Genomic DNA, 15,086 nt, shown 5'->3' with positions numbered 1-15,086 from the left:
CGGCAGTGACACGGGGTGCCCGCGCGGCGGGCTGAGAAGACACCCGTCGAACCTGATCTCGATCATGCGAGCGAAGGGATGTCGCGATGAACGCGCGCGCCGAAGACCACCTGTCCACCCTCTCCCCCGCCGCCGGGCTGACGGCGCTGCGCGAGGCCTCGCCCTTGGTGCAATGCATCACCAACGCGGTGGTGACGAACTTCACCGCCAACGCCCTCCTCGCCGTCGGCGCGGCGCCGGCGATGTGCGACATCCCGGGTGAGGCGGGACTGTTCGCAGGCGTCGCCGACGGTGTGCTGGTCAACCTCGGCACCCCGACCGCCGAGCAGCGCGATGCCGCCCGCGAGGCCGTTCGTCACACGTCGCGGTGGGTGCTCGACCCCGTCGCGGTCGGTGTGCTCCCGGTGCGCACGGCTCTCGCGGCCGAATTGCTCGAGCACCGTCCGGCGATCATCCGCGGCAACGCCTCCGAGATCCTTGCGCTGGCCGGTGAGGGCGCCGGTGGTCGCGGCGTCGATGCCACGGACGGCACGGATGCCGCAGCCGGCGCCGCGCGATCGCTCGCGCTGCGGTCCGGCGGCGTGGTCGCCGTGTCGGGCCCGGTCGATCTCGTGACCGACGGCGAGCGGATCGTGCGGATCCACGGCGGCCACGCGCTCCTCACCCGCGTCACCGGCGGCGGCTGCTCGCTCGGCGCGGTGATGGCCGCGCTGCTCGGTGTGTGCGCCCCGCTGGAGGCTGCGGTATCGGCATCCGCCCTCTACGCGGTCGCCTCGGAGCGGGCCGCGGCGCGGTCGGAGGGGCCGGGATCGTTCGCCGTGGCCTTCCTGGATGCGCTCGACGCCGTGGCAGCGGCGCCCGCCGAACTCGATGCGCGCGTCGCGGGCGCGCTCGCGGCTCGATGATCCGCACCGCCGGGCGCCTCGCGGTGCATCTCGTGACCGACGACCGCGTGCCGTTCGACCGGCTGCTCGACGTCGTCGACGCCGCGGTCGGCGCAGGAGTCGACGTCGTTCAGCTGCGCGCCAAGTCCGTCAGCGCGCGCGAACTGCTGCGGCAGGCGGTGCGGATGGCGGATGTCGTCGACCGCCGCTGCCTGCTCCTGATCAACGACCGCGTCGACGTCGCGGTCGCCGCCCGCGATGCGGGAGCACGCGTCGACGGCGTCCACCTCGGCCAGGCCGACCTGCCGCCTGAGACGGCGCGACGCCTGCTCGGCGCGGACGCCGTCATCGGGTGGACGGCGAACTCGCCGGAGCACCGGGCTGCAGCATCCGCTCTGCTCTCCGGCACCGTCGACTACCTCGGAGTCGGCGTGATCCGGCCGACCTCCACCAAACCCGACCACCCGCCGGCGCTCGGCATCGACGGCTTCGCAGCGTTCGCGACGAGCACGAGGGTGCCCTGCGTCGCGATCGGCGGAGTGCGCCTGAGCGACGTCGCACCGCTGCGGGAAGCCGGCGCAGCCGGTGTCGCGGTGGTCTCGGCGATCTGCGGAGCCGACGATCCCGCTGCGGCGTCGCGCGCCCTCCGCAGCGCCGCCGACGCGCTCACGCTCGAGGCCCAGGAGGTGGCGCGGTGAGCGGCGCGCTCGTCGCGCAACCCGCCGTCGAGGAGGCGCCGCATCGCGGGCACGCGATCCCGCGCGTGCTGAGCATCGCCGGCACCGACCCCACGGGCGGCGCGGGCATCCACGCCGACCTCAAGTCCATCGCCGCGCTGGGCGGCTACGGCATGGCGGTGGTGACCGCCCTCGTCGCCCAGAACACACGCGGCGTGCGCGAGGTGCATGTGCCGCCGACGGCGTTCCTCGTCGCGCAGCTCGACGCCGTGTCGGATGACGTCGAGATCGACGCAGTGAAGATCGGGATGCTGCAGTCCGCCGAGATCATCGGCGCCGTGCGGGAGTGGCTCGACCGCGTGCGCCCGCCGATCGTCGTGCTCGACCCGGTCATGGTGGCGACCAGCGGCGACCGGCTGCTCGACCCCGCCGCCGAGGAGGCGCTGCGCGCACTCGCGCGCGAGGTGGATCTCATCACCCCGAACCTCGCGGAGCTGGCCGTGCTCGTCCGCCGCCCACGGGCGACAGCCTGGGTGCAGGCACTCGCCGACGCGCGGGCTCTCGCGAGCGAGACGGGGACGGCAGTGCTGCTCAAGGGCGGGCATCTCGACGGCGCGGACTGCCCCGACGCGGTCGTGGCGGCCGACGGTGCGGTCCACGAGGTCGGCGGCACACGCGTCGCGACCCGGAACACCCACGGCACGGGCTGCTCGCTCTCGTCTGCGATGGCGACCCTCCGCGCGGGCGGTGCGACGTGGCCCGATGCCCTGGTGCGCGCGAAGACGTGGCTCACCGGCGCGCTCGCGCACGCCGACGCTCTGGGGGTGGGTGAGGGCAACGGCCCGATCGACCACTTCCACGAACAGCGGTTCGCGGCTGGGCCCCCACCGCCGGAGGCTCCGCTCGACCCGCCTGGGCCCCCGCCGCCGGAGGCTCCGCTCGACCCGCCTGGGCCCCCGCCGCCGGAGGCTCCGCTCGACGCGCCAGCGGCGAGTGGAGTGGCAGCGGGGACGGCGAGTGGAGTGGCAGCGGGGACGGCGAGCGGAGTGGCAGCGGGGACGGCGGGTGGAGGGGCCGTGGTGACCCGCCCCGCCGCGTCGTGGTCGGCGCAGGTGTGGGCGGCCGCCGCCGCCGTGCGCGCCGACGTCGACGCCCTCGACTTCGTCCGAGGGCTGGCCGACGGCAGCCTGCCGCGCGAGACGTTCCTGCGCTACCTCGCCCAGGACGCGCTCTACCTCGGCGAGTACTCCCGCGTGCTGGCGAAGGCGAGCGCGCTCGCGCCGAACTCAGAGGAGCAGGCGTTCTGGGCGCGCGCGGCCGAGTCCTCGATCGTCGAGGAGCGACGGCTGCACGAGTCGCATCTCGGGACGGCATCGAACGCACCCGCTCCGCAGACCCTGGCCTACACGAACCATCTGCACGCCTCGGCGCGGTCCTACGGGGAGCTCGTCGCCGCGCTGCTGCCGTGCTTCTGGCTGTACACCGACCTCGGCGTCCGCCTGGCGGCCCGGCGCCACGACGGGCACCCCTACGACGACTGGCTCGCGATGTACGGCGACCCCGGCTTCACGGCCGCGACCGCGCGTGCGGCCGAGATCGCCGACGCAGCGGCGCGAGAAGCCGGACCGCACGAGCGGGCGCGCATGAGCGCCGCGTTCACCCGCTCGATGGAGCATGAGAGGGAGTTCTTCGCCCGCGCGTGACCATCGGGCCCGCCGTGCGTACCCGCACACAACAGGAGATCCGGCGGAAACAGGACGAATCGCCTCGGATCGTCCTGTCCTCGCCGGATCTCCTGTTGTCGCGGGGCGGTCAGGCGTCGGCGCCGTGCTCGATATCCGCCGCGCCCACGATGATCGGGATCGTCGAGGTGACGGTCGGCACCGAGGCCGACAGCAGCGATCCGTCCTCGCGGCGGGCATCGCCGAGCTCGCGGAGCGACGGGCGACCGGCGATCACCGGCCCCTGTCCGTCGAGGCGCGCGACGACCTCTTCGCCCGCGCCGACGACGTAGCCGACACCGCGCACGCTGAAGCCGACGGGCTCGCCCTCGGTCGCGCGCACGCGCAGCTGGTCGCGCGTGACGGTGACGACCAGGCGCGTACCGTGCCAGTGCAGCACGAACTCGAGCGACGGCCACGTGGCCGGCAGGCGCGGGTCGAACGACAGCTCGCCGAAGTGGTCGCGCATGCCGCCGAAGCCCGAGACCAGCGCGGTCCAGACCCCACCCGCGGACGCCACGTGCACGCCGTCGGCCGCGTTGTGGTGCAGGTCGCCCAGGTCGACGAAGATCGACTCCCGGAAGTACTCGAGCGCCAGATCCTGATAGCCGACCTCGGCCGCGAGGATCGCCTGCACGACCGCCGACAGCGTCGAGTCGCCGGTGGTCAGCGGGTCGTAGTACTCGAAGTCGGCGAGCTTGTCCTCATCCGAGAAGTGGTTGCCCTGCAGGAACAGCGCGAGCACCACGTCGGCCTGCTTGAGCACCTGGTACCGGTAGATGACGAGCGGGTGGAAGTGCAGCAGGAGCGGCCGCTTGTCGGGCGGCGTGTTCTCGAGGTCCCAGATCTCGCGCTCCAGGAAGACGTGATCCTGGGGATGGATGCCGAGTCCCGGGCTGAACGGGATGTGCATGGCCTCCGCGGCGCGCTCCCAGGACTCGGGCTCCCCGGGCTCCAGCGCGAGACGGTCGACCATCTGTCGGTAGACCTCGCCGTCGACGTCCGCCATGTCGCGCACGGTGCGCGCCGCGAAGCGCAGGTTGAACCGGGCCATGACGTTCGTGAACAGGTTGTCGTTGACGACGGTGGTGTACTCGTCCGGGCCCGTGACACCGTGGATGTGGAACGTGTCGCCCTCGCCGTCGACCACCCCGTCGTTCGAGCGCCAGAAGCCGAGGGTGGCCCACAGCCGCGCCGTCTCGACGGCGATGTCGACGCCCTCCCGGTAGAGGAACTCGTCGTCGCCCGTCGCCCGCACGTACTTGGCGAGCGCATAGCTGACGTCGGCGTTGATGTGGTACTGCGCCGTGCCGGCGGCGTAGTACGCGGATGCCTCTTCGCCGTTGATCGTCCGCCACGGGAACAGGGCCCCCGCCTCGTTCAGCTGGAACGCGCGCCTGCGGGCGGCGGGCAGCATGAGGTAGCGCATGCGCAGGGCGTTGCGCGCCCAGAGCGGCGTCGTGTAGGCGAGGAACGGGAGGACGTAGATCTCGGTGTCCCAGAAGTAGTGCCCGGAGTAACCCGACCCCGTCATGCCCTTGGCCGGCACGCCCTGGCCGTCCGCGCGGGCCGTCGCCTGAGCGAGCTGGAACAGGCACCAGCGCGTTGCCTGCTGCAGGTCGCCGTGGCCGCCGATGCGCACATCCGAGCGCTGCCAGAACTCGTCCAGCCACGCGCGCTGCTGTGCGCGGACCGCCCCGACGCCCTCGCTGAGGGCGCGGTCGAGCGTGCGACGGCACCTGTCGACGAGCTCGCGGGCGGGCACGCCGCGGGAGGTGTGGTAGCTGACGAGCTTGGTGACCCGCACCGGCACGCCGGCCTTGGCCTGCACGCGGAACACGTTCTTCGCGATGTCGGGTTCGATGAGCGTGCGCGAGGTGTACTCGTTCTCGGTCTCGACCAGGTGGTCGGCGATGACGGCGACGGTCATCCCCGAGTCGGTGGCGCGGTACGACAGCGCCGAGCGCAGCTTGTCCTGCCAGTACTCCTGCGGCTGCAGCACCCGCTCGTGGAGCTTCTCGGTCTTGCGGGGGTCGAAGCCGGCCCGCCTCGGCGCGGTGGGAGTGCCGCCGTAGACGTCCTCCCCGTCCTGCCGGTTGATCATCTGGCAGCTGACGGTGACGGGGGCGTCGGCGTTGAGCACCGTGACCTCGATCGTCATCACCGCCAGGTGCTTCTCCTCGAAAGAGACGAGCCGCTCCATGTCGATCACGACGTCCTTGCCCGACGGCGTCATCCAGCGCACGTGCCGGCGGAGCACGCCGTCGCGCATGTCGAGCGCGCGCTCGTATTCGCGGATGTCGGCCACATCGAGCGACAGCGGCTCATCGTCGACGTACACGCGCATCACCTTCGCGTCGGGCGCGTTGACGATCGCCTGTCCCACCTCCGCGAAGCCGTACGCCTGCTCGGCGTGGCGGATCGGGAACGTCTCGTGGAACCCGTTGATGAAGGTGCCCTGCTCGTGCGCGAAGCGGCCCTCGGGGTGGTTTCCGCGCAGCCCGAGATAGCCGTTGCCGACGGCGAACAGCGTCTCGGTGACGCCGGCGTCGTCGAGGTCGTACGACGACTCGACCAGACGCCACTCGTTTACGGGGAAGCGGTCGCGGTCGATCATCGTACGAATTCCTCCAGGTCCTGAACCACGATGTGGGCGCCGGCGTCGATGAGGTCCTGCACACCGACACCGCGGTCGACACCCACCACGAGTCCGAAGCCGCCCGCCGCCGCCGAGCGCACGCCGCTGATGGCGTCCTCGACCGCGGCGCTGCGAGCGGGCTCGACCTGCAGCATCCGTGCCGCCTCCACGAACACATCGGGCGCCGGCTTGGAGGAGAGGTGGTCGCGTTCGGCGATGACGCCGTCCATCACGACCGTGAAGCGATCACGGATGCCGGCTGCCGCCAGCACCTCTTCCGCGTTCTTGGAGCTCGACACGACCGCGACGGGTGTGCCGGCGCCGGCGAGCACGTCGAGCAGGCGCAGCGACCCCGGATAGGCCGTGATGCCCTCGGCGCGCAGCACGCGCTCGAAGACGGCGTTCTTGCGGTTGCCGATGCCGCAGACCGTGTCGGCCGACGGCGGGTCGGACGGATCGCCCCAGGGCACCTCGACGTCGCGCGAGCGCAGCAGGCTCGCCACGCCGTCGTAGCGCTTCTTGCCGTCGAGGTGGTCGAAGTAGTCGCGCTCGGTATACGGCGGGGCGATGTCCCAGGCGGCGAAGAGCTCTTCGAACATGGTCTGCCACGCGTGCATGTGCACTTCGGCCGTCGGCGTCAGGACGCCGTCCAGATCGAAGAGCACAGCGTCGAACGCGGTCAGATCGGGCAGGGCGTCGTGGGCCACAGAACCTCCGGGAGCGAGTGCGGGTGAGCTCGGCACACCACGATGCTTGTCTCAGCGAGGGTGCCTCTTCGGCGAGCGTGCCTTTACAGCGAGCGTGCCGTCCAGCAAGCGTAATGCGGTCGGGCGCCGGGTCGACACCCTGCGATGGTTACGGGCGGGCGACGCTCAGCGTCTGGCGCGCGATCTCGAGCTCCTCGTCCGTCGGGACGACGAGGACCGTCACGGCCGAGGCATCCGTCGAGATGATCCGGATGCCGCGCTCGGCGCTCTCGTTGCGTGCGTGGTCGATCTCGACGCCCGCGAATCCGAGCGTGTCGAGGGCCCCGGCGCGCACCTGCGGCGCGTTCTCGCCGACGCCCGCGGTGAACGAGATGACGTCGGCGCCGCCGAGCTGGGCGAGGTAGGCGCCGGCGTAGGAGCGCAGCCGGTGGACGTACACCTCGAAGGCGAGCTGCGCCTGCGGCTCACCGCGTTCGACGGCGGCACGGATGTCGCGCAGATCGTTGGATCCCGCGAGGCCGAGCAGCCCGCTGCGCTTGTTGAGGAGGTCGTCGAGGTCGTCGACGGTCATGCCCGCACGCCGCTCGAGCTGGAAGAGCACGGCGGGATCGATGTCGCCCGAGCGCGTGCCCATGACGAGGCCCTCCAGCGGCGTGAAGCCCATCGAGGTATCGATCGAGCGGCCTCCGTCGATCGCGGTGACCGACGCGCCGTTGCCCAGGTGGAAGACGATCTGCTTGAGCTCGCCGAGCGGCCGCCCGAGAAACGCGGCGGCCGCTTCGCTGACGAACTTGTGCGACGTGCCGTGGAACCCGTACCGGCGGATGCGATGGGATGCCGCGACCTCCGCGTCGATCGCGTACGTGTAGGCGGCGGGCGCCAGGGTCTGGTGGAAGGCGGTGTCGAAGACGGCGATGTGCGGCACGTCGGGGAACGCCGTGCGGCCGGCGACGATCCCGGCCAGGTTCGCGGGGTTGTGCAGCGGCGCGAGCACCGCGAGCTCGTCGATGTTGATCTCGACGAGCGGGGTGACCAGCGTGGGCTCGAAGAACCGCGCGCCGCCGTGCACGACGCGGTGGCCGACGGCGACCGGCGGGGTCTCGGCGAGCGACGGACCGTAGGCCGCGAACGCCTCGAGCATGACCGCGAAGCCGGCGGTGTGGTCGGGGATCGGAAGCTCGCGGATGCGCGTCGCGTCGAGCACCGTCGGCGCCGGCCCGGTTGCGGACGCGAGAGCCGCCGCATGGACGGTGTGACGGGCGAGGCCGGTCCCTGTCGAAGGGCCGATGCGCTCGACGAGACCTGACGCGAGCGTGCGCTCGGTGTCCATGTCGAGCAGCTGGTACTTGAACGACGACGAACCGCTGTTGATGACGAGCACCGGGGTCATGCGGATCACTCCCCCTGCGCCTGGATCGCGGTGATCGCGATGGTGTTGACGATGTCGTCCACGAGCGCGCCGCGCGACAGGTCGTTGATCGGCTTGTTGAGCCCCTGCAGCACCGGCCCGATCGCGACGGCGCCCGCCGAGCGCTGCACCGCCTTGTACGTGTTGTTGCCCGTGTTGAGGTCGGGGAAGACGAACACCGTGGCGCGTCCGGCGACATCCGAGCCGGGCATCTTCGCCGCGGCCACGGCGGCGTCGGCCGCCGCGTCGTACTGGATCGGCCCCTCCACGAGCAGCTCCGGCGCCCGCGAGCGGACGAGGGCGGTGGCATCCCTCACCTTCTCGACGTCGGCACCCGACCCCGATTCGCCCGTCGAGTACGAGAGCATCGCGACCCGCGGGTCGATGCCGAACTGCGCGGCCGTCGCGGCCGACGAGATCGCGATGTCGGCGAGCTGCTCGCTGGTGGGATCCGGGATGACGGCGCAGTCGCCGTAGACGAGCACGCGGTCGGCGAGCGCCATCAGGAACACGCTCGAGACCACCGAGACGCCCGGGCGGGTCTTGATGATCTCGAACGCCGGGCGGATGGTGTGCGCGGTCGTGTGGACGGCGCCCGAGACCATGCCGTCGGCGAGCCCCAGGTGCACCATCATGGTCCCGAAGTAGGACACATCGGTCACGGTGTCTGACGCCTGCCCGAGCGTGACGCCCTTGTGGGCGCGCAGACGCGCGTACTCCTCGGCGAACTTGTGGACGTGCACGGGATCCAGCGGCGAGAGCACCTCGGCGGCCTGGATGTCGATCCCGAGCTCGATCGCGCGTGCCCGCACCTCGAACGGCTCGCCGAGGATCACCAGATCGGCGATGCCGCGCTTGAGCACCGTCGCCGCCGCGCGCAGGACCCGGTCGTCGCCGCCCTCGGGCAGCACGATGCGCCGGCGCTGCGCGCGCGCGCGCTCGATGAGCTGGAACTCGAACATCAGCGGTGTCACGACCGTCGCGCGTGCCAGACCGAACGCGACGAGCAGTTCGTCGGTGTCGACGCTCTGCTCGAACAGGGCGAGCGCCGTGTCGTACCGGCGCTGCGAGTCCGCGGCGAGGCGGCCGCGCGTTCCCATGATGCGCACCGCCGTCTCGTAGGTGCCGAGCTCGGTGGTGATGATGGGCACGCTCGACCCGAGTCCGTCGATCAGCCGTGTCACCGGCTCGGGCAGCTCGAAACCGCCGTTGAGCACGATGCCCGAGATCGAGGGGAAGGTGCCGGAGGCGTTGGCGAGCAGGGTGGCCAGCAGCACCTCGGAGCGGTCGGCGGGGATGATGACGACGGCGCCCTCGAGCAGCCGAGGAAGGACGTTGACCATCGACATGCCGGCGACGACGACCGCGAGCGCCTCGCGGGTGAGCCGGTCCGGGTCACCCGAGAGCAGCTCGCCGTCGACCGAGCGCATGATGCCCCGGATCGAGGGGGCCACCAGATGGCGATCCTCGGGGATGGCCCAGACCGGAACCGAGGTCTGCGACCCGGCGGCCGGCACCGTCGCCTCTCCGCGGTGAGCGTCGACCGAGCGACGGATCGCCGCGATGGTCTCTTCGGCGTTGCCTGCCTCTGCCCGGTTGGCGACGACGGCGAACAGCTTCGCGCGGCCATGACGCAGCTCGGCGAGCGCGAGGTCGGCGATCTGGCCCATCTCGTCCGCGGTGCGCGGCAGCGATGACCCGAGCTGCTCGGGCTGGGTCTGATTCTGCGCCGAACGGCCGCCGAGCACCAGCAGCACCGGCGCGCCGAGGTTGGCCGCGATGCGGGCGTTGTAGGCGAGCTCGGCAGGGCTGCCGACATCCGTGTAGTCGCTCCCGACGATGACCACAGCCTCGCACTGGGCCTCGACCGCTTTGTAGCGCTCGACGATCGTCGCAAGCGCGGCATCCGGATCATGCCGCACGTCGTCGTACGTGACACCGATGCAGTCGTCGTACGGCAGGTCGACGCCGTCGTGGTCCAGCAGCATCTCGAGCACGTAGTCGCGTTCGATCGTCGAGCGTGCGATCGCCCGGAACACGCCCACGCGCGCCGTCGCATGGCTCAGCGCATCGAGCACGCCCAGCGCGACCGTCGACTTTCCCGAGTGGCCTTCGGCCGAGGTGATGTAGATGCTCTGAGCCACGCGACCACCCTATTGGGCGAGCAGGATGCCGCGGCCTATTGGGCGAGCAGGATGCTGTCCTCTAGGGCGAGCAGGCAGCCGCGGCCTCGGGGCAGGCAGGTTGCCGGGGCTCGCCGCCGGATCATCGGCGCGGCGCGATTACGCTCGAGGCATGCCTGAGCCGCGCCCCGGAGTCGATGTCCCCGATCACCGCGGCCGCACGGGCCTCGACCGGGCCGGACGCGACCTGCAGCGCAACGCGGACGTCCACGTGACGGACGTCGAGGTGCTGGCCTCGGCGTGGCACGTGCTGCGGCGCACCACGCTCGAGTACCGCGACCCGGCGGGCCGGTGGGAGACGCAGCAGCGCGAGACCTACGATCGCGGCAACGGCGCCACGGTGCTGCTCTACGACCCCGAGCAGCGCACGGTGCTCCTCACGCGCCAGTTCCGCTACCCCGTCTACGTCAACGACCACCCCGACGGCATGCTCATCGAGACGGCGGCGGGACTCCTCGACGACGATGACCCGGCGACGGCGATCCGACGGGAGGCGGCCGAGGAGACGGGCGTCGAGGTGGGCGAGCTCGAGCACGTCTGGGACGTGTACATGAGCCCCGGCTCGGTCACCGAACGCCTGCACTTCTTCGCCGCCCGCTACGACGGCTCGACCCGCACCGGCGACCGCGGCGGCCTCCAGGAGGAGGGCGAGCACATCGAGCTGCTCGAGATCGGCATCGATGAGGCTCGCGCGATGGTGCGCGATGGGCGGATCCAGGACGCGAAGACCATCATGCTGCTGCAGTGGGCGGTGCTCGACGGCCCCTTCGCCGCCGACCCCTGAGCCCTGTCCGAACGCGGGGTCCATCGGCGCGCCCGGGAAAATTAAGACTCTCCGCGAACCCGGCAGAGCCTGGTTACCCTTGCTACGTTTCCGTCCTGGGGGAGTTGGCCTGGATGCCGCCTCGCGGAGAGCTTCTGACAGTCTACCCGGTCCGCGCGGGGGTGACGTCACACCACCAGGGGACCGAGGCGGGCGGCCGCCGGCTGCAGCACCGCCAGCACCCCCGCAGGCTCGTCGACCCGGTGGCGCGGCCCGGAGAACCCGACGGCTCCGGCGAACCGCCCCGTGCCGTCGAGGATCGGCACCGCGACACACCCGTATGCCGGGGCGAGCTCACCCCGCTGGCGAGTGGCGCCGAGCGCGGCGAAGTCCGTGCGCGAGGCATCCTCGGCGGTCCCCTGCTCGATCGTGAGCAGCCGGCCCATCGCGAACCGCTCCGGCTCGCGGGCGAGGCGAAGCTCGTCCGACAGCGGGAAGTCGGGGTCGGCGTCGATGACCGAGATTCGACCTTCGACGAAGAAGACGACATGCACGCCGCCGCGCAGCGCTGAGCGCGCCTCGGCGAGCACTCCGCGCGCCGCCGAGGTCAGGCGTGCCGGCGGCGCCGCCACGGCGGCGAGCTGCACGACCTTGGCGCCCAGAGCGAACCCGGCGAGGTCAGGAGTGCGCACCAGGTACTCGTCCTGTACGAGCAGATTCAGCAGGCGGTAGGTCGTCGCTCGCGGCAGCCCCAGCTCGAGGGAGATCTCGCGTGCAGTCGCACCGGCGCCCAGATGCGCCACCGCTTCCAGCACGGTGAGCGCGCTGTGCACGGCCTTCGGCTGGCGCGCGGTCAGGGTAGGTCCCGGCGACACCCTCTCAGGCACCGCTCCTCCGCTCCCGGCGGGCGATGCCGCCCAGCACCTCCGAGGCGACTGGCTCGTCGTACGACCCGACGCGCGCGAGTGACGGCGTGCCGCGACGCAGTCGGACCGCCACCGCGACTGCGGCGACGGCGCCGACCGCCAGCACCACCCAGAGTGCGACACTGCCGCTCGCGGCGTCGACCGCGAAGAAGGTGACGAGGGCGCCGGTGAGGACGCCCGCCGAGACGATCGCCGTGATCGCCGAGCCCACGGTGAGCTCTCCGATGCGCCGCAGGAAGACCGGCGCCGCGACGCACACCAGGATGTAGGCGACGATGTAGCCCGCGCCGCCGACGGCGATGGTCGCGTGCATCGCACCGCGAACGTCGACTCCCGACAGCAGGAGCACGAACGGCACACCCGCGATGAGCGGAAAGGCCAGTGCCACCGCGCCGATCGGCGTGCCGAACTTCGGGTGCGCTCTGCCCGCCGGCCGCGGCAGCACGCCGTCGCGCCCCATCGTGAACAGCACTCGGGTGAGCGCGGTGGTCGAGCCGATCGCGCACGCCACGAACGAGGCCGCGATGCCGATGTCGGCGACGACGCCCCAGCCGCCCAGCCCGTACGCCGAGGCGAGCTCGTTGATCGGCGAGGCACTGGCGGCGAGCGAGGAGCCGATGGCGTCGAAGCCCGCGACCTGGGCGACCGCCGCCAGGACGAAGAGCCCGCCCGACAGCAGCACCGTCCACACGATCGCCCGCGGCACGTTGCGCAGCGGCGCACGCGCCTCGACGCCCAGCGTCGACGCGCTCTCGAAGCCGACGAAGGCGGTGAGCGCGATGACCGAGCCGGCGGCGAGCGCAGCGGGATCGAAGCCGGCGAAGCCGAGCACGTGCCCCGGGTCGATCGGACCGATCCGGATCAGGAGCACGACGAGGAGCACGGCGATGAGAGCCACCGAGAGCACCTCGACGACGAGCGCGATGCGAGACGAGAGACGGATGCCGCGCACGAGCACGACGGCGACGAAGGCCGCCTCCGCCGCCAGAACCGCGGAGAGCGTTCCGGGGCCACCCGCCTCGGGCCAAGCCGATTCCAGGAGGAAGGTGACGTAGTACGCCCCGCCGAGGAGCGCGAACATCGCGATTGCACCGTAGCCGACCAGGATCGCCGCGCCGGACGCGAGTCCGGCACCCGGACCCAGGCCGCGGGCGGTGTAGGTGTAGGTCGAACCGGCAGCGGCCAGCCGCCGCGCGAACTGCGAGATCGTCCGGGCCACCAGGAGGCTGAGGACGCCGGCGAGCACGATCGACAGCACGGTCGCCGAGGGTGAGATGCCGGCGACGAGCAGCACGACGGTGGTCGCCGCGGCAGCCGGGGCGACGGCGGCCACCGACTGGGCGAGCACATCGAAGAAGCCCACGCTGCGGCGATCCAGGCCGTCCAGCGGTGAACGCGCCCCGAAGTCGTGGACGGGGTCGGGTCGCGCGATCGCGCGCTCGAGTGCGGTCATGTCGCCTCCGGTGGTGCCCGTGAGACGTTACGCGGGCGCGGTTGCCGGGCCGCTACCCGCGTGTTTCGCCCGTGTATCGCCCGATTGAGACACCCGCGCTGGCCGATCTCAGTCGGCATGCGCGAGGTTTCACCGGCGCGCGACGGCGCCGCAATGCGCTGCCGCGAGGCTCAGGGCATCCCCGTTCCCGTGTCGCCCGGAGGTTCTGCCATGACCCAGCTCGAATCGAAGGGAGTCGAGGCGTCCGCGAAGCGGACGCTGACCGGCTCGCTCGGAGTCACCGCCATCGTCTTCATGGTGGTCGCCGCCGCATCCCCGCTCACCGTCATCGGCGGCGCCGCGCCGCTCGGCATGCTCCTCGGCAACGGCATCGGCTTCCCGGCGCTCTATGCCATCAGCGCCGTGATCCTGCTGCTGTTCTCGGTGGGGCTGGCGGCGATGACCCGCCACGTGCCCAAGCCGGGCGCCTTCTTCACCTACGTCGGCTACGGCCTCGGCCGCTCGACCGGGCTCGCGAGCGCGTGGATCGCGATGCTGACCTACACCACCATCCAGGTGTCGGTGTACGGGTACATCGGCTACATCCTGTCGGTGACCGTCGAGTCGATCGGCGGCCCGGCTCTGCCCTGGTGGCTGATGTCGCTGATCACGATCGCGGTCGTCGGCGTGCTGGGCTACCGCCACATCGATCTGTCGAGCAAGGTGCTCGGCGTGCTGCTGATCGCGGAGGTCGGCATCGTCCTGGCGATGGTCGTCGCCGTCGTCGTCAGCGGCGGCCCCGAGGGCCTGAGCCTCGCTCCCTTCGAGCCCGCGAACGTCGCGAGCGGCTCCCCCGGTGTCGGGCTGATGTTCGCGATCGCCGCTTTCATCGGCTTCGAGGCCACGGCGATCTTCCGCGACGAGGCGAAGGACCCGAACCGGACCATCCCTCGCGCCACGTACGCCGCGGTGATCGGCATCGGCGTGTTCTACACACTGGCGGCGTGGGGGCTGGTCATGGCGTGGGGGCCGAGCAACGTCCTCGACGCCATCGCCGAGGACCCCGGCACGTTCATCATCACCACGATGGCCCGCTACCTCGGCTCGTTCGGCGAGATCGCCGTCAACATCCTCCTGATCACCGCGATGTTCGCCTGCGTCCTGTCGTTCCACAACGTCGTCACGCGTTATCAGCACTCCATGGCGAACTCCGGGGTGCTCCCCGACAAGCTCGGCGCGGTGCACGCGAAGCACCTCTCGCCGCACGTGTCGTCGCTCGTGCAGACGGTCACGGCGGTCGTGCTGATCGCGGTCTTCGCGGTCCTGGGCCTCGACCCCGTGCTGCAGGTCTTCACCTGGTTCGCCGGTGTCGCGACGCTCGCCATCGCGATCCTGATGGGGCTCACCTCGGTCGCGGTGATCGTGTACTTCGTCAGGACGAAGAAGGACCGGCGGGTGTGGAACACCGTGATCGCTCCCGCCCTCGGATTCGTCGGGCTCATGCTCTCGGCGGCCCTCATCGTGGCGTACTTCCCGATCATGGTGGGCGACGTCGACGCCGACGGCAACCCGGTCTTCGCGGCCGTCAGCTGGTTCCTGCTCGGACTCGTCGTCGTCGTCCCCGTCTTCGGGTACGTCCAGGCCGCCTGGATCAAGAACCGCCGCCCGGCGGCGTACGCGAAGCTCACCGACTCGATCGCCGGCTGAGGCACGGCGATCCGACATCCATCCCCGCACCGAAGGAGCA

At 71.5% G+C, this 15,086-nt stretch carries 11 protein-coding genes, 1 other RNA gene and 1 riboswitch; of the genes, 5 read left to right on the top strand and 7 right to left on the bottom strand.

Going from position 1 to position 15,086, the window contains the following annotated elements:
- Position 1 precedes the first annotated feature (1 nt).
- Positions 2–96, top strand: a riboswitch (TPP riboswitch).
- From thiM to B2K11_RS15010, 3 genes are all read left to right on the top strand, one after another.
- Entirely contained in the window at positions 87–905 is an 819-nt protein-coding gene (gene thiM, locus B2K11_RS15020; RefSeq protein ID WP_163619288.1) for a hydroxyethylthiazole kinase, read from the top strand. It overlaps the preceding riboswitch by 10 nt.
- On the top strand, positions 902–1,582 hold the full coding sequence (gene thiE, locus B2K11_RS15015) for a thiamine phosphate synthase (protein ID WP_163619286.1): 681 nt from the start codon (positions 902–904) through the stop codon (positions 1,580–1,582). The genes thiM and thiE overlap by 4 nt, the downstream gene beginning before the upstream one ends.
- Entirely contained in the window at positions 1,579–3,264 is a 1,686-nt protein-coding gene (locus B2K11_RS15010; RefSeq protein ID WP_163619284.1) for a bifunctional hydroxymethylpyrimidine kinase/phosphomethylpyrimidine kinase, read from the top strand. The genes thiE and B2K11_RS15010 overlap by 4 nt, the downstream gene beginning before the upstream one ends.
- Positions 3,265–3,373: 109 nt before the next feature.
- Here B2K11_RS15010 and B2K11_RS15005 read toward each other — a convergent pair whose 3' ends face one another.
- From B2K11_RS15005 to pta, 4 genes are all read right to left on the bottom strand, one after another.
- Positions 3,374–5,899: a glycosyl hydrolase family 65 protein gene (locus B2K11_RS15005; RefSeq protein WP_163619282.1), complete on the bottom strand. Its 2,526-nt coding sequence runs from the start codon at positions 5,897–5,899 to the stop codon at positions 3,374–3,376.
- Positions 5,896–6,663 (bottom strand): HAD-IA family hydrolase, encoded by a 768-nt coding sequence (locus B2K11_RS15000; protein WP_239526097.1) that lies wholly within the window; start codon positions 6,661–6,663, stop codon positions 5,896–5,898. The genes B2K11_RS15005 and B2K11_RS15000 overlap by 4 nt, the downstream gene beginning before the upstream one ends.
- A 112-nt stretch (positions 6,664–6,775) precedes the next feature.
- On the bottom strand, positions 6,776–8,017 hold the full coding sequence (locus tag B2K11_RS14995) for an acetate kinase (protein ID WP_163619280.1): 1,242 nt from the start codon (positions 8,015–8,017) through the stop codon (positions 6,776–6,778).
- 5 nt (positions 8,018–8,022) lie between these two features.
- The gene (gene pta / locus B2K11_RS14990) at positions 8,023–10,179 is read right to left on the bottom strand and encodes a phosphate acetyltransferase (protein WP_163619278.1); all 2,157 of its coding nucleotides are present in this window, start codon (positions 10,177–10,179) and stop codon (positions 8,023–8,025) included.
- Positions 10,180–10,330: 151 nt separating this feature from the next.
- Between pta and B2K11_RS14985 the strand changes: the two genes are divergently transcribed.
- Positions 10,331–11,002, top strand: coding sequence for an NUDIX domain-containing protein (locus B2K11_RS14985; protein ID WP_163619276.1), 672 nt, complete (start codon positions 10,331–10,333; stop codon positions 11,000–11,002).
- Positions 11,003–11,041: 39 nt separating this feature from the next.
- On the opposite strand, the gene ffs is transcribed toward B2K11_RS14985, so the two are convergent.
- The 3 genes from ffs to B2K11_RS14970 form a co-directional block, all read right to left on the bottom strand.
- An RNA gene (gene ffs, locus B2K11_RS14980) (signal recognition particle sRNA small type) lies at positions 11,042–11,138 on the bottom strand.
- Positions 11,139–11,169: 31 nt separating this feature from the next.
- Positions 11,170–11,868, bottom strand: coding sequence for a helix-turn-helix domain-containing protein (locus tag B2K11_RS14975; RefSeq protein WP_239526095.1), 699 nt, complete (start codon positions 11,866–11,868; stop codon positions 11,170–11,172).
- Positions 11,861–13,360 carry an APC family permease gene (locus B2K11_RS14970; RefSeq protein WP_163619274.1) on the bottom strand — a complete coding sequence of 500 codons (1,500 nt, stop codon included), beginning with the start codon at positions 13,358–13,360 and terminating at the stop codon, positions 11,861–11,863. The genes B2K11_RS14975 and B2K11_RS14970 overlap by 8 nt, the downstream gene beginning before the upstream one ends.
- A 210-nt stretch (positions 13,361–13,570) precedes the next feature.
- Between B2K11_RS14970 and B2K11_RS14965 the strand changes: the two genes are divergently transcribed.
- Positions 13,571–15,046, top strand: coding sequence for an APC family permease (locus B2K11_RS14965; RefSeq protein ID WP_163619272.1), 1,476 nt, complete (start codon positions 13,571–13,573; stop codon positions 15,044–15,046).
- Positions 15,047–15,086: the final 40 nt, after the last annotated feature.

Source organism: Microbacterium sp. B35-30, assembly GCF_010634855.1.
In the GTDB taxonomy this organism is placed as follows: domain Bacteria; phylum Actinomycetota; class Actinomycetes; order Actinomycetales; family Microbacteriaceae; genus Microbacterium.
This window is presented reverse-complemented; position numbering and strand designations above follow the sequence as displayed.

Coding starts and splice junctions, on each gene's coding strand:
- B2K11_RS14970 (WP_163619274.1), bottom strand. CDS start 13,360: ATGACCGCACTCGAGCGCGCGATCGCGCGACCCGACCCCGTCCACGAC.
- B2K11_RS14995 (WP_163619280.1), bottom strand. CDS start 8,017: ATGACCCCGGTGCTCGTCATCAACAGCGGTTCGTCGTCGTTCAAGTAC.
- thiM (WP_163619288.1), top strand. CDS start 87: ATGAACGCGCGCGCCGAAGACCACCTGTCCACCCTCTCCCCCGCCGCC.
- thiE (WP_163619286.1), top strand. CDS start 902: ATGATCCGCACCGCCGGGCGCCTCGCGGTGCATCTCGTGACCGACGAC.
- B2K11_RS15005 (WP_163619282.1), bottom strand. CDS start 5,899: ATGATCGACCGCGACCGCTTCCCCGTAAACGAGTGGCGTCTGGTCGAG.
- B2K11_RS14965 (WP_163619272.1), top strand. CDS start 13,571: ATGACCCAGCTCGAATCGAAGGGAGTCGAGGCGTCCGCGAAGCGGACG.
- B2K11_RS14985 (WP_163619276.1), top strand. CDS start 10,331: ATGCCTGAGCCGCGCCCCGGAGTCGATGTCCCCGATCACCGCGGCCGC.